Origin of the sequence: Streptomyces sp. CHD11 (assembly GCF_018638295.1) — a bacterium.
Lineage (GTDB): Bacteria > Actinomycetota > Actinomycetes > Streptomycetales > Streptomycetaceae > Streptomyces.
In genome coordinates, this window is the sequence record NZ_JABTTS010000036.1 from 15,958 (window position 1) to 37,096 (window position 21,139).

Below are 21,139 nucleotides of genomic sequence, written 5' to 3' on the forward strand. Positions count from 1 at the left end.
GAGCGCCGTCGAACAGGGCGTACTAGCGGGCCGTGGCGACGCCGCCGCAAGCTCCACAGCCGTTCCGTGGCCCGCCACGGCCCGGGCCGGCACCCAGCCCACGAGAAGAGCACCGGGACCATGAGCCGAAGTTCCGGGCACCATGGCGCAGGCACGACCGCGGCCGCGGACTGAACCGGTCACACCGCTCCGCACGTTGTCCCCTGAGTCATCAGCTCCGAGGCGAGAGGAACGACCAGTGGGCAACTCTGGGAAGAGACCGCAAAAACCCACAGACCTGCGGCGCGAAGTCCTGCGGCGCCAAGCCCTGCAGCACGCAAGCGCGCAGTTCACAGCCTCCCCGCAGCACCCGGCCCAGCAGCAGGACCCCCGGATGTCCGAAGGCCATCAGCCCGTCACAGCGGCCGCCCCCTACCAGCCCACGATCCCGGCCCACGTACCTCAGCAACCGGCGCATCCCGGGCTGTACCAGCCGGGTGGCTCCGCTCCGGAGACGATGCAGCCCTACGGTGCTGCCGGCTCCCCGGGCCAGTACGCCCAGAACCAGCCCCAGTTCGATGCCTGGAACACGCTGCCGTACATGCAGCAGGGGCAGCAGGGTGCCCCGCAGCCGACAGGCCCGCAGTACGCACCTCACCCGCAGTACCAGGCGAGCGACCTCCTGCCGCACACAGCCGGTACTCCGGGCCCCTCGGGCCGGAACACCCAGGGTGGGAATCCCGGAGTCTGGGCAACGTGGGAGCGCCACCAGCAGGGGCAACTGAACCAGCAACAGCGCAGGGGTCCCGGCGGTGGCGCCGGGGGCGGCGGCGGCAGGTGAACCGTCCGGCGTGGACATCGATGATCTGAACTCCGCGTGGCACGCCACGCGACGGCACGGCACCCCTCACCTACAACCTGAAGGGTCCAACCATGTCATCCCCATCACGCTATGAGCGGTCCGTGGACCGCGAAGCCCCAGCATCCGCCATCCCGGCGTTCGTGGCACCGCCCGGTATGTCACGACCGACGTCGTCCTCATCGGCCTCGACTCTTGTCGGGTCGGACAGCACGTCACTTCATTCGGACAGGACCCTGGTGAACCCGGTTGCCGGAGCGCACGTGGCGCGGGAGTCAGCCCCTGGCCCCTCCTCCCCGAGCGCGTCGGAGTACGGCACCACGCTCCGCCCGCCTCCAGGCCGCCATCAGGACCCGGCAGGCCGCGACAGGTATGGGTTCATCAGCACACCCGCGCAACCGGCGGATTCGCCCGATGCGAGCCACGCAGAGCCGCCGCCCGGGTTCTTGCGTGTCACTCAGACCACAACCGTGACCGTGGAGAATCGTCTCCAGCGCCAACGCGGCCGGGATCCGCTCCGGCCTGCCGATGGTGAGTCGCGCACAGGCCCGGGAGCCGATCGCTCGACAGTCGGTACCGACCGGAGCGCACGGGCCGCCGCCCTGCAACCCGCGGCCCTTTCCTCCACGCCTTCGCTCCGGCGCCAGACCGGCAGCAGCGACCTCCGAGGCCACGACGGCCGTCCGGCGCCTTCAGCGTCGCAGCCCTCTCGCCGGGGCCGGGGTGGCGGAGGCGGCGGAGGCAGGTGAACTGTCGTGCAGGGGCATCTCTCATGGGTGCGTGCGCGCCGTGGGAGCGCCGTGCCGGCCCTCACGGAGAGGCACTGTCCCTGCGCGGACGCACCCCTCGCCGTCGATGTCGATCCTGGTCATCGCCGGTGTGACAGACCACTCCGGTGATCCGGGATCAATGCTCTGACAGCGTGTTGCTTCAGGGGACGGTGGCCGCCGTCCCCTGAAGCACGTGTCCCCCGCTCAGCTGTGTCCGCGCCGGGGACACCGTCACAGTGGACGCGGCGGGCCGACTCGACGTCACCGTGACCGGCCCTTTTTCGCCTCCGGCTGTCGGCCGGACGCGGGGGAAAGGGCGCCGGTCGAGACGACGTCCGGCGTCGAAGGCGGGGATCCGCCGGAGCGCGTGGCGGTATGGTGCACGCTCTGCCGCCCCTCATGGCTGAGCAAGTCCGGTGGCGGAGTCAGCGGGCTTACCGGGCGCGCGTCACTCCGCGACGCCGCGTGGATCTCCGAGCTCCCCGTTCCTGAGTCGCCCGGCCCCGTCCGGTCCGCCTGCCCCGTCGTGCGCCGTTCCGGCGTCAACGCCGGCCAGGCCCCGACCGATGGCGTCGCCGGTGATGACCACAGGTCCGTCTCCCCACGTCCTGATCCGGGGGCCGACACGGACACCGGGTTCGACTCCCCCGACGGCCCCGCTGCGGACCGGTCCGATGCGGAGGTGTCCGGCTCCCTGCCGCTCACCCGCGCTCGCCCCGGGCCCGACGGAACCGGCGGTGCCGGCGTCACTGCGCCCTCCCTCCGCTGTCTCTCCGACTGCTCTGCCGCAGCGAGCCGCCGGCCGTCGGCGAACTCGTCCCCGCCGACCGTACTGGTCCTGGGAGTCGACGACGGCGACTCGGTCGCGGTCGGGCGTTCACGCTGGGACGGGCGGGTGAAGCGGTCGCCCGGTGTCGGTGCGTGCCGCCGGTCCGTCTCCGGCTCCTTCGCACGCTGGGCTCGGCGCACGTACCCGGCGGCGTGCGGCATGCTTCCGAGCCGCTGTTCCCATTTCCTGGAGGAGACCAGCTTCAGCAGCGCATCGTCGAAGGCCTTGCGCTCGGTGGCGGGCAAGGCCTGGATCCGGCTGTTCAGCCACCTCAGCTTCGGGAAATCCGGGCCGGGGCCGGACACGGGCTGCCGAAGCGCCTGCGGCGCCGGCCGGCTCCCGTCCGGAGCGGGCCGGGCCTGCGCCGGAGCGACCCCGGGGAGCCCCGCGCCTGCCTGGCCGTACCCTCCCTGGCCGTACGACTCTCCCCCGTAGCCGCCGTCGAAGCCCTGGCGAGACGGGCCGTACTCGTTCGCGGACTCTCCGGTGAATCTGCGCAGGAGATCTCGCAGGGCCCGTCGCAGGCTTCCTGCGGTGTCCGCTCGCTGCGCCCTGCGGGCGTACTCGCGGTTCTGGGCCCACTCGGTCCGCAGGAGCTCCCGGGCCAGGTCGGCCGGCTCCATGCGTTTGGCCAGCCGGTTTCCGCGCCGGGGGGCGGGTTGACTGTCGGCCATGCTCGCCCTCTCTCCTCGGTTCGCTCGCGGGCCCGACCTGTCGTATCGAGTCCGCCCGAGTAGACGCAACGGGCAGCCGCCGCACGGCGGTTCAACGCGGCGGGCCGGAGCACCCACCCCGCCGTACCGTTGCGCTGTCCCGGGGGCGCGCCGGGTGAACCGTCCGCCGTCCCCATCCGTCGTGCCTGCGCGAGCGTCCTCCGGGCGCCGCGTCCACACCCCGCGAGCCCGATGGAGAGGCACGATTCATGCGCAGACGCACCTCATTACTCCTGGCGTTGCTGCTGGTCATCGTGGGGGTGACCGGGACCGCCCTGCTGATGGAGGACCAGCGGTCCGACAACGTGCGCCTTCAGGGGACGCCGGCCGCCGATGCCGGGGCCGCCGAGCACACCGTCACCCTGCGGAACGAGACGGACAGCCGCATCTGGGTCGGCAGTTCGGTCAACGCGGACGGATCGGCCGAGCTGACCGGGCTGCCGGTGCTGGACCCGGGTCAGTCCGCCACCGTCACCATTCCCGAGCGTTCGGGCGCCGGGCACTGGCGGGGCAAGTTCTTCGCCCGGCAGGGCTGCACCGGCGAGGAGGGCAGCACATTCCACTGCGAGGTCGCAGACTGCGGACCGTACGCCGACCGGTGTGTGACCGGTGAGCAGCCGACCGGTCTGGCCGAGTTCAACTTCGATCCGGCGGACGGGAACGCGCCCTGGTACAACGTCAGCTACGTCAACGCCGTGTCGGAGCCGATCACCATCACACCGGACGGCATGACACCGCCGGAGACGGGTGAGTGCGCGGCGGCGGGCTGTGCCGTGGACCTGATGGCCGACTGCCCGGCCGACAACCTCGTCACGGACCCGGAAACGGGCCGCCCCCTGGTGTGCGTCAATCCGGACCGGGACGCGAAGACCGCGTACAGCGACGCGATCAACCAGAAGTGCACCACCGCGTACGCCTGGTCCAGGCAGGACCACGAACCGGGGAACCGGACCGTGTACCAGTGCGCCGAGTGTGCCGGTCTGACCGTCACCTTCCACGGAGCCGGTGACGGCTCTGCGAAGGAGCGTCTGGCACCCACACAGCAGTTCCCGCGCCAGGACCCGGCGCAGGAGCGGACCGCCCCGGAGCAGACCACCCCGGCCTCCACCCGCAAGGGCATCAGTCTCAACCCCGTGGACGGCGCCGGCCAGGCGCTGGCCGACTCCGGCGCGTCCTGGTACTACAACTGGGACTCGACGACCGAGGGTGTCACCAAGCCGGACGGGGTCGACTACGTGCCGATGATCTGGGGCCCCGGCTCCGTCACCGACGCCAGGCTCGGCCAGGCGGCCGCTCAGGGCACGGAGCTGCTCGGCTTCAACGAGCCCGACCATCCGGAGCAGGCCGATATGACGCCTGAGCAGGCCCTCGACCTGTGGCCCCGGCTGGAGGCGACCGGCCTGCGTCTGGGCGCTCCCGCGGTGGCCAGTGGCGGGGACGTCGCCGGAGGCTGGCTGGACCGGTTCATGCGCGGTGCGGACGAGCGCGGTCTGCGCGTCGACTTCATTCCCCTGCACTGGTACGGCGCGGACTTCGGCCCGGACGCCTCCGAGCAGCTGCGCGGCTACCTCCAGGCCGTCCACGACCGCTACGGCAAGCCGGTCTGGCTGACCGAGTACGCACTGATCGACTTCTCGCAGAACCCTCCTCGCTTCCCGAGCGAGCAGGAGCAGACCGCGTTCATCGAGTCGTCGACGACGATGCTGAACGGTCTGGACTTCGTGGAGCGCTATGCCTGGTTCACCCTGTCCACCTCGACCCACCCGGTCGGTCTCTACGACGGGCCGGCCGCCAACGCGAGCGGACGCGTCTACCGCGACGCGAGCTGACTCGCCGGGCCGGAGTTGAACGATCCTCATCTCCGGCCCGTTGTACGGGTGCCCGGCGGCCGTCCGCCCCGCGCGGTGGCCGGGCACCCGCCGAGGAAGGGAGTCAGCCCAGCCGGTCGAGCCGCTCACGGATCTTCTCGGCGTCCGCGTGGTCGCAGTCCGAGAAGATCGCCAGTGCCTCCGTCCAACTGCGGCGCGCCGCCTCGGGGGCCCCGGCACCCATATGGGCGTCGCCGAGATTGCCGAGGGTGTGGCCCTCCCCCCACCGGCTCCCGATGTCCCGGTGCGTCTTGAGGGCCTGGTGGTAGTACTCGATCGCCTCCTCGTAACGGCGCAGCTCCCGGTACACGGTGCCGAGGATGTCGAGGGTGACGGCCTCGACCCAGTGGTTGTCGTGGGTACGCAGGAAGGTCAGCGCCTGCTCCAGGCAGTCGATGGCCTCGTCGTACCGGCCGAGCCGCAGCAGGGCGTCGCCCAGGTTCGACAGGGTGATGCCCTGGCCCCAGGCGTCGCCCTGGATCCGGGCGATGGCCAGCGCCCGGCGGATGTACGCAACGGCCTCGTCGAGTCGGCCGGACAGCAGGTAGATGTCCCCCAGGTTCGCGACGACCAGCGACGTACCCGTCATGTCCCCGAGTGCGCGGTAGATGTCCATCGCCTCGTGCAGGGGGGCGACGGCCTCGTCCAGGCGGCCCGAGTCGCGAAGCGCCGCGGACCGGTCCGCGAGGGCCTGGGCCTCACCCCGGCGGTCGTGGGCGGACCGGGCTGCCGCCAGTCCCGTGGCGGTGGTGTCGAGCCAGTCGTGCGTATGGCTGCGGAGGTAGAAGAACCCCCACAGGACCGCGGGCAGCCGCCAGGCGATGTCCGGCCGCCCGGACCGTGCTGCCAGGTGCACCGCGCCGACCAGGTTGCTCCGCTCGCTCTCGCACCACCCCAGCGCCTCCTCGCGCGTGGCGAACTCCAGTGGCCGGCACCCGGCGGGCGGCGGGTCGAGCGGGATCCGGTGGCGGCTCGGGGTGATGAGCGGGTAGGCGGCGTCGGTGGTGTGCAGGTAGAAGGCCAGCAGCCGTCCGACGGCCGCGTCGCGGTCCCGCGCCGACTCCTCGGCCGCGGCCCGTTCCGCGGCGTAGACGCGCAGCAGGTCGTGCAGGGTGTAACGGCCCGGGAAGTGTTCCGTGATCAGATGCGCGCGGGTGAGTTCACCGAGCCCCGCGCGGGCCTCTCTCGGCGGCAGTCCGGTGAGCGCGGCCACGGCCGGTGCCGAGATGTGCGGTCCGGAGTGCAGACCCAGCAGCCGGAACAGGCGGGCCGCCGGGGCGGAGAGCGCTTTGTACGACCAGGAGAACACGGCCCGCACGTCGGTGGTGATGTCGTCGCCCCCGACGAAGGCGTCGAGGCTGCCGTGGCTGTCCCGTACGTCGTCGGCGATGGCGCCGAGCGGGAACCCGGGGCGGGCGGCGGCGTGGGCGGCGACGATGGCCAGTGCCAGCGGCAGCCAGCCGCACCGCGCGATGATCTCGCCGGCCGCGCCCGGCTCCGCCGCCAGCCGGCCGGTGCCGAGGCGGGAGGCCAGGAGATCGAACGCCTCGGTGGGCGTCATCTGGTCCAGGGTCAGCGGCCGGGCTCCGTCCGCCGCGACCAGTCCGGCCAGTTGATTGCGGCTGGTGACGATGACCAGGGAACCCGGTGACCCGGGCAGCAGCGGGCGGACCTGTTCGGTGTCGCGGGCGTTGTCGAGCAGGATCAGCATCCGTCGCCGCGCGAGCAGGCTGCGGTACAGCGCCACCTGGGCGTCCACGTCGGCGGGAATCCGTACCGAGGGAACGCCGAGTGCCTCGAGGAAGACCCGGACGGCCTCGTCGGGTGCCATCACCGAGCCGGTCGGATCGAAGCCGCGCAGATTGATGCAGAGCTGTCCGTCGGGGAAGCGGTCGGCGACCTCGTGGGCCCAGTGCACCGCCAGGGCGGATTTGCCGATGCCGCCCATGCCGCCGATCGCGCTGATCACCAGGGTGTCCGGCGCACCGCCGTCCCCGGGCAGCAGCGCGCGGAGACGGGCCAGTTCCGCCTGTCGGCCGGCGAACGCCGGCAGATCGGCCGGCAGTTGGGCCGGGCGGGCGGCGGGGTGGTCCTGGGCGTCCGGGAGATCGCCGGCGGCCGGATGGTCGTGGGCGTCCGGGGAGTCCGGCCCGGAGGGCCCGACCGGGCCCTCCGGGCGCTCGGACCGGTCGGCGGCCGGGTACGGGTCGGCGGGTGACCGCGAGTCGGGCAGAAGCGACGGGTCGGCGGTCAGGATGCGGTCGTGCAGATCCTTCAGCGCGGTGCCCGGTTCGACGCCCAGCTCCGCCACCAGGGCGTGGCGCGTCTTCTGGTAGGCCGCCAGTGCCTCGGCCTGTCTCCCCGACCGGTACAGCGCCAGCATGAGCAGGCGGCACAGCTGCTCGCGCAGCGGATGCCGGGGGGTCAGCGAGAGCAGCTCGGGAACGACCGCGTCATGGCGTCCAAGGGTGACATCGATGTCACACCGCATCTCCAGAGCGGTGAGCCGCTGCTCGTCCAGGTACGAACACTCCGACTCCGCCAGCGGGCCGGGCAGTCCGGCGAGGGCCGGCCCCTGCCATGCGCCGAGCGCGGTGTGCAGCAGTTCCGCGGCGGCGGACAGCTCGCCCTCGGCGCACCGCTTCTTCGCCTCCGCGACCCGCCGCTCGAACACGGCGAGGTCCAGGGCGTCCTCCGCGGTCCGGAGCAGGTAGCCGTCACCGACGGAGACGAGGAGCTGGGGCGGCTCGCCCGGGGTCCGTCCGGCTTCCAGGATCTTGCGCAGGCGCGAGGCATAGGTCCGCAGCACCGACACGGCGGCCGCCGGCGGCTCCTCACCCCAGACGGCATGGATGAGCGCGCCGAGGGCCAGAGGACGCCCCCGGCTCAGTAACAACGCCGCGAGCATCACACGTTGCTGCGGCGATCCGAGGTCCAGTTCCTGTTCACCGCGCCATGCCCGGACCGGTCCCAGCACGGAGAATCGAACCGTAGTTTCATCAGCAGGCACGTTCGGACTCTATTGACCGTCCTCCCCGCCGTAGCCACTTTGACGGAACGTGCCATTCCATCCGGAACGTCACGGTCACGGCTTATGGCGCGGTTGGTCACGGCGCCTGCGGCAGTCCCTCTCCGTTGAACCGTTTCCCCGCCGTTCCCGTTGCGGTACGCGAATCCGCCGTGGCGGGACCGACCGGCCCCACACGGCCGGGAACGTCAGAAGGGAACGCGTATGAGCCGGGGCGAGGAAGCGGACGAGCCCGACACGACGGGCCGCGACACCAGACCCGAGGAGGCATCCGAGCCGTCCGGCCACTTCACGGTGGTCATCTCGGGCGACGGCTCCGCCGACATCGACGGAGAGCCGGTGCCGGTGGCGGAAGGGGGGACGGTCGACACAGCGATCCTCGACCTGCTGGACGGATACGCACGCGACCGGGGCGCACCGGTGACGGCGGTCATCTCCGACCCCGCGGCCGGGTACACGGCCGTCGTCGAGGTCTCCCCGGACGGTTCGAGCGCCCTTCTGCGGCAGGAGGAACGGGAGGAGGCGCGACAGGAGGAGCGACAGGAGGAGCACCTCCAGGATCCGCCGTCCGGCCGTACCGGGCCATCGCCTTGGCCCCTCCCTGCCGAGGGCGGCTACGGCGACAAGGATGACGTCGACGATGACGACTACGACCGTGACCGCGACGGCCACGACGACGACCGCGATCACGACGACGACCATGATCACGATGACGGTGACGATGACGACTACGACCGTGACCACGATGACGACGACGATGACGACGACCCCGGGGGCCCGGTCCCGGCCCGTGTCCCCGCCCAGGCCCCGCCCCCGGCCATCGCCCGCGCTGCCGTCTCACGCCAGTCCGACGACGAGTACCGTCCACCGAAACTCTTCGGCAGGCCCCTGATCGTGGGACCGGCGGCCCTCGCCGTGGCCGCCCTCGTCGTCGTTCCGCTGGTGGTCCTCGGCAGTGGCGAGTCGGACGACGAGGCCGCCACCGAGCAGCAGGCCGCCCGTTCGGCCGTCGAGCCGGCCCCCACGCCTCCACCCGGGGACTGGACGACACCCACATCGGTCCCCGGCCCCCTGCCGCCCCCCTCCGCCCCGGGGTCCACCTCACCGACGGCCGGTCCGAAGGACAAGCAGAAGGCCAAGGAGAAGGACACGCCGGACGCGCAGGGCGGCGCGCGGAGCACCGTGACCGTCACGGCACCCGCCCCGAAGAGCACCACCGCGGCCCCCAAGAAGAAGAAGGCCCCCAAGAAGGAGACGGCCGCCACGGCGGTCGGACGCCTCGCCAGGAAGGACCCCTCCGGCCGGCACATCTGCTACCGCGCCTATGTCGCCGGACAGGGCTGGCAGAAGCCCGTGTGCGACGGCGCGGTGGCCGGTACGACCGGCCAGCACCGGATGATCAAGGCCCTCAACATCGCGGTGTCCGGCGTGGGGGGTTCGGCCGCCAACGCCTTCGTCCACTCCCCCGGGTCGACCGACGGCCAGGGCGTGTGGAAGCCGAAGTGGACGGCCGTCGCCGCCGACGGAAAGGACAACTACATCGGCAGCACGGCAAGCGGCGCGCCGAACATGATCGCCTTCGCGGTCAACATCGGCAAGGGCCAGATCTGCCAGATCGCCCATGTCCGCAACGAAGGCTGGAAGGACAAGGGCTGCGCCGGTGCCCGCCCCGGACTGACCTCCGGCGGCTCCTGGAACAACGACGTGTGGCTGGAGGCCGTCAGGTTCACGGTCTGAGCCGCGGCAGCGTGCCGCCGCGGACGGTGGGTTGGCCGGAAGTCGGTGACGTCGGCCGGATTACGAAGAGTCGCCGGTGTGCCGTATGGTGCCGTCGGTCATGGCCCGTAGGAACACTCACAAAGCAGGGGGACGGTCATGGGCGGCGCCGCGCGCATGGGGCACACACCGTTGCCGGGAATCGGTGTGCGGTACGACCTGAACACGCGGGAGGGGCGGCGGTTGTCGGTGATCGCCCATCTCGACGGGTCCCGGACGCTGAGCGAGTACCGCGCGGACGACCCGGACGCCACCGCGATGTCCCTGCGGATGACCGCCGACGAGGCGGGCGCCGTCATCGACGCCGTGATGCCCGCCCACCACAGCCCGAACCTGCTGGCGACGGCCGAGCTGGGACTGGTCGCCGAACGGCTCGAACTGCCGGCGATGTCCCACTGGAACGGCCGGCTGCTGGGCGACACCCGGATGCGCACGGAGACCGGCGTGTCCGTCGTCGCCGTACTGCGCCGGACGGAGGCGATCCCCTCCCCCGGACCGGACTTCCGGCTGGCCGGCGGCGACACCCTGATCGTGATCGGCACGCACGAGGGTGTCGGGGTCGCCGCCGGTATTCTCGGCCGGCGTTGATCCCCCGGGCGGCCCGGTCGTAGCCCGTACGCAGGGGTTGCGGCCGGCGCCGCGGACCCACCCGGAGGAGCACGGCGGGTACGGGGGTCACACCGGGGCACGACGCGTCACCTGAGCATCGCCTTCACCCGGTCATCCGTCCGTGACGCTCGGCGATCCGTGTTCACCGTGCCAGCGGGCCAGTTTGCCGCTGCGTCCGACGGCCCGCAGCCGGCGTTCCGCCGCCTCGCGGGTCAGCGGGGTCGTGATGAGCAGGAGCTCGTCGCCGGAGCGGAGCACGGTGTCCTGGTCGGGTACGAGGGTGACACCGCCACGGACGATCAGGGTGACGACGGTCGGGGGCGGCAGCCGCAGTTCGAAGACGGCGACGCCGTGCAGCCGGGACCCCTCGGGAATGCCGACGGTGAGCAGGTCGGCGTCGAGGACGTCGAGGGGCGCGGTCTCCACCTGGATCTCCCGCAGCGCGCCCGTGCGGACCAGGCCCAGGCGCCGGGCGACGGCGGGCAGGGTGGGGCCCTGGATGAGGGTGAACATGATGACGAGGACGAACACGATGTTGAGCACCTCGCCCGCCCCCGCGACCCCCGCGACGATGGGGAACGTGGTGAGCACGATGGGCACCGCGCCGCGCAGCCCCGCCCAGGAGATGAACGTCTGCTCGCGCCAGGGGATCGGGAAGGGCAGCAGGCAGAGCACGACCGAGATCGGGCGGGCGACCAGCAGCAGGACCGATCCGATGACGAGGGCAGGGATGATCGCGGCGGGCAGTTCGCTGGGGTCGACCAGCAGGCCGAGCATGACGAACAGGCCGATCTGGGCCAGCCAGCCGACGCCTTCGGCGAAGCTACGGGTGGCGGCGCGGTGTGGCAGCTGGGCGTTGCCCAGCACCAGGCCGGACAGGTAGGCGGCGATGATGCCGCTGGCGTTGATCGCTCCGGCGGCGGAGAAGGCGATGACGCCGAACCCGACCGTGGCCAGCGGGTACAGCCCTGTGGCGGGCAGGGCGATGTGCCGCAGCGCGGCGACGCCCAGGTAGCCGATCAGCACGCCGAGGGTGCCGCCGACCGTGAGCTGGTAGACCAGGTCGGCCACGAGCGGCCCGGGGCTGGGCAGGTCCCCTGCGGCGGTGGAGAAGACCAGGACCAGGATGATGGTCGGGGCGTCGTTGAAGCCGGACTCCGCCTCCACCAGCCCGCGCAGTTTCTGCGGCATCGGCAGGGCGCGCAGGACGGCGAACACGGCGGCGGCGTCGGTGGAGGAGACGATCGCCCCGAGCAGCAGCGCCAGCTGCCAGTCCATGCCCAGCAGGAAGTGCGCGCCGGTCGCGGTCACCGCGACCGAGAGCGCCACGCCCACGGTGGCGAGCACACTGGCGGGGGCCAGCTGGCGCCGTACGTCGTCCCACCGGGTGCTCAGACCTCCCTCGACGAGGATCAGGCCCAGCGCCGCGGTGCCCAGCGCCTGTGCCAGCTGGGCGTCGTCGAACTCCAGACCCAGCCCGTCCTCACCGGCGACCACACCGACCGCCAGGAACAGCAGCAGGCTCGGCAGGCCGACGCGGTGAGCGGTGCGGGCGGCGGCGATGCTGGCCAGCAGGACGGCGCCGCCGATCAGCAGCGTCACATACAGCTCGGACAACGTCATCGCTCGGACCCCGTGCCGCTCCCGGCGCCGCGGTCCGCTGACGCGCAGGCTGCGCGGCCGTCGCGGTCAGGAGTCGTGCGGCGGCCGCTCACCGCGGCACCGTTCACCGCGGTGCGGGTCGAACATCTCGCCGGCCACTCCGGCCAGGACCAGCCCGGCGGCGATGAGCAGCTCGTGAGCCAGGGCGATGCCGGTGCCCAGCACGGCCAGCGCGACGGCGAGCAGGAGCCAGGTACGGGTGTGCCGGTACTCGCGCGGCCGGCAGGGACGGCCGTGTCCGAGGGCGCGGGCGAAGCGGGGATCCTCACGGTGCAGCCTGGCCTCGATCTCGTGCAGCCGTTTGTCGTCCGGTCCGTCCATCGCCGTCTCCTCGACCGCCCGCTCACGGCTGGGGTCGGCGGGGAGGCATCGTCACGGAACGCCGGGGAGTCGTCGTCGAACAGTGCTCGGAAGGTGCTGTCGCGGTCGCCGGTGTGGTGCATCTGCTCTCCTTGCGCATCCGGTGCCCCACGATCACACCAGGACGAAGTAGCGCAGCCACACATACGCGGCCGCGACAGTGACGGTGACCGTGGTGACGATCAGTCCGTAGCGGCTGAACCGCCGGAAGGGGATGTCGTGGCCCTCACGCGCGCCGGTGTCGATGAGTACCACGCCGGATGCGGCTCGGTGTGCAGGACGAAGCAGGTCGTGACGCCGGTGCGTTCCGGCCCGGGGACGATCAGCATCGTGATGGGCGGCACCGTGCCGGGCAGCATCGTGATGGGCAGCAGGAAGACGACGTTCCCGTCGACGCCCGTGTTCCCGCACGAGGACGCGTGTCCGGCGCCGGACGGCCCGGTGACCGGCATCGGGACCGCGCCGGCCGCCCGGTGCGGTGGCGGCCCGGTGGACCCACTCCGTCGGGATCGGCACACGGACGGCGGCGCCGGCCTCGATCGCCGGCTGAACCGTCACGCTCACCGCGACACGCTCGGCGCTGACCCCACCCTCCCGGCGGCCTCGAGCGTTCGTGCGGCGGCGGCCGAGCGGCGCGGCGGCACCAGCGGACCCGGGTCGGACATCTCGTCGGTGAGACCGGTGCGCTGCGTCGCCGCGTGCATCAGGTCGCGGGCTCCTCTCAGGGGTCCGGCAGCCCGCGCGGTCCGTTCCGCGAGCGGTCCTCTGCGGCAGGACGGGAGCGGGGCAGGCCGTTAAGTGTGTTGATCACACTCTTTCCTGTCGGAGAAGCACAGACCATCGGTGACAACACCCAAATAGGGAGGGGGTGTGACCCGTACGGATATCGCCGTACGTGGGTGTCAGCCCCGATGGCCCCGTGCGGCGGGGACCGCCGGACCGGAGCACCGTGATCACGGTCCTGCCCCCGCCGCTCACCCGTCCGGGCCGGCGGTCGGAGACGGGGTGACGAAGCCCTCGGTGGCGGCGCCCTGGGAACCGCCGTTCTCCCCGGGCAGGGGGACCAGGGACGGAGTCACCGAGGGGCTCGGCGTCCGCGAGGGCCGGTCGGCGGGACCGGCCGGGCGCCCCGGATCGTCCTTCTCCACGACGAACAGTACGCAGGCGGCAGCCGCGGCCAGGCCGACCAGGCCGATGACGGTCCGGCGGACAGGAAAGGACCGTCCCGCCCCGGCGGGAGGGCCGGCGGGCCGCAGATGCTCCCAGTCGACACTGCCGGCCCGCGCCTCCAGGGCGTCGCGCAGGCGCTGTTCGTACGCCTCGTGGTGGTCCTGGCTGCGCCTCGTCACCGGTTCTCCGATCTCCGTAGGAACTCCTGGCTGAATGGCTCCGCGCCGACCGTGGCATCCGGCGGCTCACCGGCCGCGGAACGCGGCGCGGCGGGGACGGGACGCCTCCGGGTTCCGTCGGCGGACGCGGCCACGCCGAACCGGCCGTGCCGCAGCCGGCGGCAGCGGCAGAGACCTCGCCGAAGGGCGGGCCGGTGCGTTCCCAGGTCACGACGAGCCTCTGCCGACGGGTCCGCGGGGCCGGTACGGGCGGGGACGGGAATGCGGCTGCGAGGGGGGCCGGGTCATCGAGGTACGTCCAGTTGTCTGGCCAGGGCGTCCAGGGCCCGGCTGGCGGTTGACTTGACCGTGCCGCGGGAGATCCCGAGCGTGTCGGCGATCTGCGCCTCGCTGAGGTCCGACCAGTAGCGCAGGACCAGGACCTCGCGCTGTCTGCGGGTGAGCCGCTGCAACGCGTCGATCACTTCCTGATGGGTCTCGGCGAGGAGCACACTCCTGTCCGCGGACGGGGCATGGCGTTCACGCTCAGGAACGTACGCGCGTGCCGTGCGGCGGCGGCGCAGAACCGAGCGGGCCGCGTTGACCACACTGGTGCGCACGTACGCCTCGGGGTCGTCCAGGTCCGTGAACTGACGGCCGTGGCGGCGCAGGAGCATGGCGAAGGCGTCCTGCACCACGTCCTCCGCCGTCGGGAGATCGTCCACCAGAAGCAGGGCCAGCCGCACCAGCGCCAGCCTGCGATGGTGGTAGAGCTCGTTGAAGGCGTTCCCCGCCTTCGTCACGCCGGGGGACACCACCTCGGACAGGCGTCTCCCGCCGTCCGTCCGACTCTGCCGCGACCGCGGAGCGGGCCCGTCCAGGGCTCGGCGCATCAGCTCCACTCCGGCGCGGAGCCAGGGGTGCACGGGTCCGCACGCCCTCTGCCACCAGGCGAACGGCGGTGCGGCGGTCGAGATCGTCGCTGTTCTCACTTGTCTCCCGGACTTCGCGGTACCGGTCCGTCCTCCTGCCCCCGGGCGGACGGACCGTGCTGAGGGTGAGCCGTGATGGATTCCTTCACGTGTGTCTCCGGGCGGAGCCCGGAGTCATACGTCAGCCGGGGCGGTGAGAGCCTCACCGTGCCGGATTCGCGGGCCCCGCCTCCCTCGTGGGCGTCTGCCCTCGGCACCTCGCCGGGTGTCCACGCCCCGGACGGGGGAGACCGGGCCTGCTTCCCGGTGAGCCGCCGCAGCTCCACCGAGGTCCGGTGCGGTGCCCGGCGGGCACCCCGGTCACGGTGCGGGCCCGGTCCGGACGGGCGCTGCCGGGGGTGACGTGACGTACTGACATCTTCGGTCCTCGAATCCTTCGTCAGGCGGGTCGACGGATCGTCAGGGACAGCCGGTGGCCGGCTGCTGGAAGGGGACCCACCCACAAGGACGTCCGAGGGCTCCCGGGGTTGCAGGTGCCTCAGGAGTTTCAGGAGTCTCAGGAGTTTCACCGGGTGGATCGAGGACCGGTGGACAAGGACTGCCGACGTCCTGCGCCGCCACCACGTCGCCGCCCGGCCACACCGCTTGCCACTCTCCTCGTGCGGAGAGCCGCGGACGGAGAGCCACGGACGGACCAAGTCCAGTGACGCAGGTCACTGATCCTTTCCCGGGTGCGTCTCGACCGACCCGCAACCCCGGGGGCCCTCGGGCGTCCATCGGGATGAACGCGCCTTCGGCACGGAGCCGATGACGAAGGGCTTCCCGAAGTCCGGCTCCGCTCGTCGGCCCGTTGGGCGCGGCGCGCGTCCCAGCTCACTCCCCGACGTCCCGACCGACACCGTGACCGGGTGCGTCCCGGCACGAACCCCTCCAAGGAGCGCGAATGTTGCGTCCACTGCTCGCCGCCACGGCGGGTGTGATGCTCTTGGCCACGACCGCGGTCCTGGCCGACGCCGCACCCGGTTCACCCGGTTCACCCGGATCCGTCGACTGGGCACCGTGCGCCGACCGACCCGAGTTCGAGTGCGCCACTCTGGCGCGGCCGATCGACCGCGGCCGGCCCGACGGCGGCACGTTCGGCATGGCCCTGGCCCGCCACCGCGCGACCGACCCCGACCGGCGCATCGGTGTACTCGTGGTCAACCCGGGTGGACCTGGCATGTCCGGCGTCGACTTCACCTTCGGCTCACGGTGGAACTTCAGCCCCGAGGTGCTCGCCCGGTTCGACATCGTCGGTTTCGACCCGCGTGGCGTCGGGCTCAGCCAAGCGGTGCGCTGCTCGGCGGATCTGTACTTCGGCGGGCCCCCGGCACGTCCCACCGACCAGGCGGGGTTCGACGAACTGAGCGAGCACAACCGGCAGTTGCACGCGGACTGCGCCCGGCGGTCGGGGCCGATCGCGGACCACGTCTCCACCGAGGACGTCGTGGAGGATGTCGACGCGCTGCGCCGGGCGCTGGGAGAACCGGAGATCAGTTTCTACGGACTCTCCTACGGCACCGTGATCGGCCAGCGCTACGCCGAACGTCACGGCGACAAGGTCCGCGCGATGCTCCTGGACTCGGTGGTGGACCGGGGCCTCGACGCCGGCGAGTCGGCGGCCTCGGCCGCCCGGGCCGCCGCGGACTCGTACGAGGAGTGGAAGCGGTGGAACGCCCGCACCCCGTCCTCACCACTGCACGGGCAGGACATCGACGCGCTGTGGGACGGCCTGATGGCCAGGGCGGACCGCGGTGAGCTCGTCGACCTGGAGGGCTCGGGTGACCCGCTCACCCCGTACGACCTCAGCGCCGGCCTGACCATCACGGCCTACGGTCCGGACTGGGAGGACTTCAGCGCGTGGGTGCTGTCGCTGAACGGTGTCGGCGTCGGCGTCACCCCGCCCGCATCGGACGGCGAGGTCACCCCGCCGTCCGATGAGCCGGAGGACGGGAAGGACACCTCGCTGTACGCCGGCGCGATGGCCCACATCTCCTGCGCCGACCAGAGCTTCCGCGTGCGCACCTACGCCGAGTACGCCGAGTTGACGCGGCAGGCGCAGCGGATCTCCCCGCGGACGCTCGGTTCGGACCGCGGCAACACCCTGCTCACGTCGTGCGTCGGCCTGCCGGAAGCAAGTACCCCGCAACAGCCGGGGGCCATGCGCACGAAGGTGCCGACCCTGCTCATCAACAGCAGGCACGACCCCTCGACCTCGCACGAGAACGCGGCCTCCGTGCACCGCAGGCAGCGCGGGGCGACCGTGCTCGTGACCTACGAGGGGGCAGGGCACGGCGTATACGACCGCAATGACTGCACCCGGCGGGTCAGCGACGCCTACCTGGTGTCGCTCGACGTGCCGCGCGACGGGCTTTCGTGCCCTTCGACGGACCAGTGACACCGACAGCACCGACAGCACCGACAGCACCGACAGGAGAGACAACCGATGAACTTCGACAGGACAAGGACTCTGGCGCCGGCCACGAAGGTCCTCGTCGTGCTGGCCGCCCTGATGGCCGTCCCGTTCACCACTATGGCCGCCGAACCGGGCAGCGCCTCCCGGACGGACAGCGCCGCCCGGATCGAATACACCCTGGGGGACACGGCGTTCACGGTGCCGGGATTCCTCGACGCGGAGAGGGAGAAGACGGCCCAGATCGAGTTGACGGCTGTCGTGCACCATCCTCCGGCCATGAGCGGGCCACGCCCGGTGGTCATGCTCGCGCACGGTCTCTGGTACAGCTGCGCCGGTGAGACCATGGGCTGGCCCTGCCCCGCGGGATCACAGCCGACGCGGAGCTACACCGGATACGACTACCTCGCGAAGGAGCTCACCGAGCAGGGGTTCGTCGTCGTCTCCGTGAGTGTGAACGGCATCAACGCCGGTGAGTTGGGACCGCCCGCCGATATGGCGCGCGCCGCACTGGTGAACAGGCACCTGGAGATGCTCCGCGAAGCGAACGACGGAAAGGGGCCGCTGGCCACGCAACTGCGGGCGCTGCGCGGCAACTTGGACCTGGCCAACGTCGGGCTCATGGGACATTCCCGCGGCGGCAGGGGGGTGGTCTGGCAGGCGGCCGACACCCACGCGGCCGACCTGCCCCGCGGAGTCCGTCTGCGGGCGGTCCTCCCGCTCGCGCCCGCCGATTACCACGTCTCCGACCCGGACTCGCCCGAGCACCTCGACTACCGCATCACGCAGGTGCCCTTCGCGGTGATTGCCGGTGACTGCGACGGGGGCGCGGCCATGAACCGCCGCACCTTCGCGAAGAACGCGGACGGACGGAACAAGGTCCCCTTCTACGAGGTCGACTTCTCCGGAGCGAACCACAACTTCTTCAACTCCGAGTGGGCGTACGACAACGACACCAGCTGCGAGCCGGAGAACTCCTGGAGCGAGCTCGAGCAGCAGAGTGCCACCACCCGGTACATCGGCTCCTTCTTCCGGTACCACATGCTCGGCGACGCCTCCGCCGAAGACGTCGTCGTCAACGGATTCCCGGGCGCCCGGGTCACCCGGCACCAGCCGGTGAGCTGACGGCCTCGCGGCCTTCAGCCGCCGCCCCACCTGCTGCCGGCCGATTCCGGGGTGCTCCGGGGAACAGGGACCCGGCCGGCAGCAGGTGCACCACCACACGTGCGGGGAGGTCCCGTATCCGCTGCCGAGTCCTGCCGCGCCCCCCAGTGACCTTGCGTCTCCGATTCAGGTCACTGGCTCCCCCGACCGGTCCCCCGACGGGCCGGGCGGGGTCACCCACTCGACGAGCTGGACGATGACGCCGTTGGGGTCGGTGACCTGGACGAGCCGCTCGCCCCACGGCTCCTGGCGCAGCGGCATGGTGATGGCCGCCCCCTCCTCCCGCAGCCGCCGCTCCTCCTCCTCGATGTTGGTGACGGTGAAGGCCAGGACGACCCCGGCGGCATGCTGGTCGCGCCGGCCGGCGGGCAGGACCTCGTTGCCGCGGTGCAGCAGGACGATGTCGACGGCCGCGCCGCCACGGGTCAGTGACGCGAATCCGTCGGCGGAGGCGATCTCCTTGTATCCGAGGTGCGTGGTGAAGAACTGCTGCGAGGCGGTCACGTCATCGACGGTCAACGACACGGTGGAGACGGTGATCTGCACGGGCTTCTCTTCTCTCTCGGGGCGGTCGGGTCGGGCGTTCAGGTCCGGCCGGCTCCCCCGGCGTTTCCTTCCCGGGCATCGCTCACCCGGGAAGACTGTCAGCGAACGGGCCCCGTGCGCTTGTGCAGGGTGCGGCAGAGTTACGGGCGGTCACGTTGCCGACTGCCCCCACCGTCTGGTGTGGTGGTTCGGGGGCCCACGGCCCGGGAAGGATCGATGACATGATCATTTTTGGTACCAAGGGGTATCTGTACCAGCTCGCGATACTGACGCTGGTGTGCGCGCAGTGCGGGAATCCCGCCGCGCACACGCTCAGGAAGCGGGTCACGAAGTTCACCCTGTTCTTCGTGCCGCTCTTCCCGGTCTCGACGAAGTACGCCACGCAGTGCACCTTCTGCGGCGCCGAGCACAAGGTCACCGGGGAGCAGGCCGAGCAGCTCCAGGCCCAGGCCCTCGGCGGCGGGCAGTACCAGGACCGGCCGCACCAGCAGCAGCCCAACCAGTCCTAGCCGCTTCTCCTGTCCCCCCTCGTCACCGGGTCTAGCCGTTCCAGTCGTCGTACGGGTCCGACGGGGCCGGCACCGGTTCGGCGCGGGTGACCTCGATGTACGGGATCGGGCCGCCGTTGACCGGGTCCTCGGTACGGCGCGGAGTGTAGGTGCCGGTGATCCGCAGCCAGGTGTCCGGCCGCAGGACCGGGGGGATCGCGCCGGTGAGGGCGACCTTGACCGGCAGGCCGTCCGCGGCGCAGCAGTTGAGGCTCATCCGGACCAGGTACGGGGCGTCGGTGCCGTTCGTCGCCACGAATCCGGTGATGCTGATGGGCCGGTCGCGGAGCCGGCGGCCGTCGTCGTGGACCGCGCGGGCCGCGTACTCCACGACGCCGAGGCGCAGCGGCCCCCGGGCGGGGAGCTCCGGGAAGCCCAGGGGCTTCTGCAGCGCGGTACCCGTGTGGGTGGCGCTGTACGAGCCGAGGGCCGGCGGGGTGACCAGAATCAGGGCGAGGAGGGGGAGGGTGAGCAGCCAGGAGATGCGGGGTTCGCGGTGCGACTCCCCCGGGTGCGGCCGGCGCCGCCCTTCGTACCGGACCGTCGCCGCCGCGGTGACGATCAGTATCGCGCCGGACAGCAGGAGCAGCGGACGCAGGCCGGCCTTGACGTAGCGCAGGTGGAGGTCGGTCAGGCCGGCGTGCAGCACGGCCGCGCCGAGCAGGAACAGCAGCGCGGCCTGAGCCTGGCCGTTGAGACGTGTTCTCACAGCAGCACCGCTCCCGTCAGGGCCGACACCAGGACGGCCAGCACGAAGGTCGCGGGAGCGAAGCGCAGGGCGAAGGCACGGCCGAACGTGCCCGCCTGCATCGCGAAGAGCTTGAGGTCGACCATCGGCCCCACGACCAGGAAGGTGAGCCGGGCCGTCAGCGAGAACTGGGTCAGTGACGCCGCCACGAACGCGTCCGCCTCCGAACAGATCGACAGCAGCACGGCCAGGACCGCCAGCGCCAGTACCGACAGCACCGGGTGTCCGGCCGCCGCGCTCAGCCACTGGGCCGGCACCACCGCCTTCAGCGTCGCCGCCGCCATCGCGCCGACCACCAGGTAACCGCCCGCGTGCATCACGTCGTGCCGTACCGACCCCCAGAACGCCGCGCCCCTGCTCCGGCCGTCGTAGGGCGAACGGGCGGGCGGGCGGAGCCAGTCGGTGCGGCCGAGACGCTGCCACAGCCAGCCCATCGCACACGCCACGAGCAGGCTCGCGACGAATCGGGCGAGGACCATCTCGGGGTTGCCCGGGAAGGCGACCGCCGTCGCCGTCAGCACGATCGGATTGATCGCGGGGGCGGACAGCAGGAACGCCAGGGCCGCCGCCGGGGCCACCCCCCTGCGCACCAGCGCGCCCGCCACCGGGACCGACGCGCACTCGCAGCCGGGCAGCACCGCGCCCGCCGCACCCGCGACCGGTACCGCCAGCGCCGGCCGCTTCGGCAGGGCGCGGGCGAAGAACGACGGCGGCACGAAGACCGCGATCGCCGCCGACAGCAGGACCCCGAGCACCAGGAAGGGCAGGGCCTGTACGACGACGGCGACGAACACCGTCATCCAGCTCTGCATCACCGGGGCCGCCAGGGCACTACGGACGGGCCCCTGGAACATCAGGGCCGTGAGCAGGAACAGGATGAGGAGGAGGGGGGAGCTGAGACGGCGGGGTTCCTCGGGAGGTGTCTCACGGCCGGTCTCCTCACCCCCGGGCGGCAAGGTGAGGACCGG

General features: G+C 72.0%; 16 protein-coding genes. 7 read left to right on the forward strand and 9 right to left on the reverse strand.

What is annotated here, in order from left to right; translation table 11 throughout:
* Positions 1-373: 373 nt before the first annotated feature.
* Together HTV45_RS29360 and HTV45_RS29365 are read left to right on the forward strand one after the other, a co-directional pair.
* Positions 374-820 carry a hypothetical protein gene (locus HTV45_RS29360; RefSeq protein WP_215208927.1) on the forward strand — a complete coding sequence of 149 codons (447 nt, stop codon included), beginning with the start codon at positions 374-376 and terminating at the stop codon, positions 818-820.
* 2,539 nt (positions 821-3,359) lie between these two features.
* On the forward strand, positions 3,360-4,979 hold the full coding sequence (locus HTV45_RS29365; RefSeq protein WP_215208928.1) for a glycosyl hydrolase: 1,620 nt from the start codon (positions 3,360-3,362) through the stop codon (positions 4,977-4,979).
* 103 nt (positions 4,980-5,082) lie between these two features.
* Here HTV45_RS29365 and HTV45_RS29370 read toward each other — a convergent pair whose 3' ends face one another.
* Positions 5,083-7,995, reverse strand: a complete 2,913-nt coding sequence (locus HTV45_RS29370) for a BTAD domain-containing putative transcriptional regulator (protein ID WP_308309782.1) — start codon at positions 7,993-7,995, stop codon at positions 5,083-5,085.
* 255 nt (positions 7,996-8,250) lie between these two features.
* Between HTV45_RS29370 and HTV45_RS29375 the strand changes: the two genes are divergently transcribed.
* Both HTV45_RS29375 and HTV45_RS29380 read left to right on the forward strand, forming a co-directional pair.
* Positions 8,251-9,783 (forward strand): hypothetical protein, encoded by a 1,533-nt coding sequence (locus HTV45_RS29375; RefSeq protein WP_215208930.1) that lies wholly within the window; start codon positions 8,251-8,253, stop codon positions 9,781-9,783.
* Positions 9,784-9,939: 156 nt separating this feature from the next.
* Positions 9,940-10,410, forward strand: coding sequence for a cation:proton antiporter regulatory subunit (locus HTV45_RS29380; RefSeq protein WP_215208957.1), 471 nt, complete (start codon positions 9,940-9,942; stop codon positions 10,408-10,410).
* A 132-nt stretch (positions 10,411-10,542) separates the two neighbouring features.
* On the opposite strand, the gene HTV45_RS29385 is transcribed toward HTV45_RS29380, so the two are convergent.
* From HTV45_RS29385 to HTV45_RS29405, 5 genes are all read right to left on the reverse strand, one after another.
* Positions 10,543-12,054, reverse strand: coding sequence for a potassium/proton antiporter (locus HTV45_RS29385; protein ID WP_215208931.1), 1,512 nt, complete (start codon positions 12,052-12,054; stop codon positions 10,543-10,545).
* Positions 12,055-12,120: 66 nt separating this feature from the next.
* Complete coding sequence (locus HTV45_RS29390; protein WP_215208932.1) at positions 12,121-12,414, reverse strand: DUF3040 domain-containing protein; 294 nt, start codon at positions 12,412-12,414, stop codon at positions 12,121-12,123.
* Between the two features lie 153 nt (positions 12,415-12,567).
* The gene (locus tag HTV45_RS29395; protein WP_215208933.1) at positions 12,568-12,708 is read right to left on the reverse strand and encodes a hypothetical protein; all 141 of its coding nucleotides are present in this window, start codon (positions 12,706-12,708) and stop codon (positions 12,568-12,570) included.
* 719 nt (positions 12,709-13,427) lie between these two features.
* Entirely contained in the window at positions 13,428-13,802 is a 375-nt protein-coding gene (locus tag HTV45_RS29400) for a hypothetical protein (protein WP_215208934.1), read from the reverse strand.
* Positions 13,803-14,086: 284 nt separating this feature from the next.
* Positions 14,087-14,608, reverse strand: a complete 522-nt coding sequence (locus tag HTV45_RS29405) for a SigE family RNA polymerase sigma factor (protein ID WP_251693031.1) — start codon at positions 14,606-14,608, stop codon at positions 14,087-14,089.
* A 1,048-nt stretch (positions 14,609-15,656) separates the two neighbouring features.
* Here HTV45_RS29405 and HTV45_RS29410 point away from each other — a divergent pair.
* On the forward strand, positions 15,657-17,150 hold the full coding sequence (locus HTV45_RS29410; protein WP_215208935.1) for an alpha/beta fold hydrolase: 1,494 nt from the start codon (positions 15,657-15,659) through the stop codon (positions 17,148-17,150).
* A gap of 48 nt (positions 17,151-17,198) precedes the next feature.
* The gene (locus HTV45_RS29415) at positions 17,199-18,290 is read left to right on the forward strand and encodes a hypothetical protein (protein ID WP_215208936.1); all 1,092 of its coding nucleotides are present in this window, start codon (positions 17,199-17,201) and stop codon (positions 18,288-18,290) included.
* Between the two features lie 165 nt (positions 18,291-18,455).
* Here the strand turns inward: HTV45_RS29415 and HTV45_RS29420 are convergent, their stop codons facing one another.
* Positions 18,456-18,875 carry a VOC family protein gene (locus tag HTV45_RS29420; RefSeq protein ID WP_215208937.1) on the reverse strand — a complete coding sequence of 140 codons (420 nt, stop codon included), beginning with the start codon at positions 18,873-18,875 and terminating at the stop codon, positions 18,456-18,458.
* A gap of 221 nt (positions 18,876-19,096) precedes the next feature.
* Here HTV45_RS29420 and HTV45_RS29425 point away from each other — a divergent pair, with 221 nt between their 5' ends.
* A complete protein-coding gene (locus HTV45_RS29425) occupies positions 19,097-19,384 on the forward strand; it encodes a zinc-ribbon domain-containing protein (RefSeq protein ID WP_215208938.1) in 288 nt (95 codons plus the stop codon).
* 31 nt (positions 19,385-19,415) lie between these two features.
* Here the strand turns inward: HTV45_RS29425 and HTV45_RS29430 are convergent, their stop codons facing one another.
* Together HTV45_RS29430 and HTV45_RS29435 are read right to left on the reverse strand one after the other, a co-directional pair.
* Positions 19,416-20,132: a TIGR03943 family protein gene (locus HTV45_RS29430; RefSeq protein ID WP_215208939.1), complete on the reverse strand. Its 717-nt coding sequence runs from the start codon at positions 20,130-20,132 to the stop codon at positions 19,416-19,418.
* Positions 20,129-21,127: a permease gene (locus HTV45_RS29435; RefSeq protein WP_215208959.1), complete on the reverse strand. Its 999-nt coding sequence runs from the start codon at positions 21,125-21,127 to the stop codon at positions 20,129-20,131. Before HTV45_RS29435 ends, HTV45_RS29430 begins: the two co-directional genes overlap by 4 nt.
* Between the last annotated feature and the right edge of the window lie 12 nt (positions 21,128-21,139).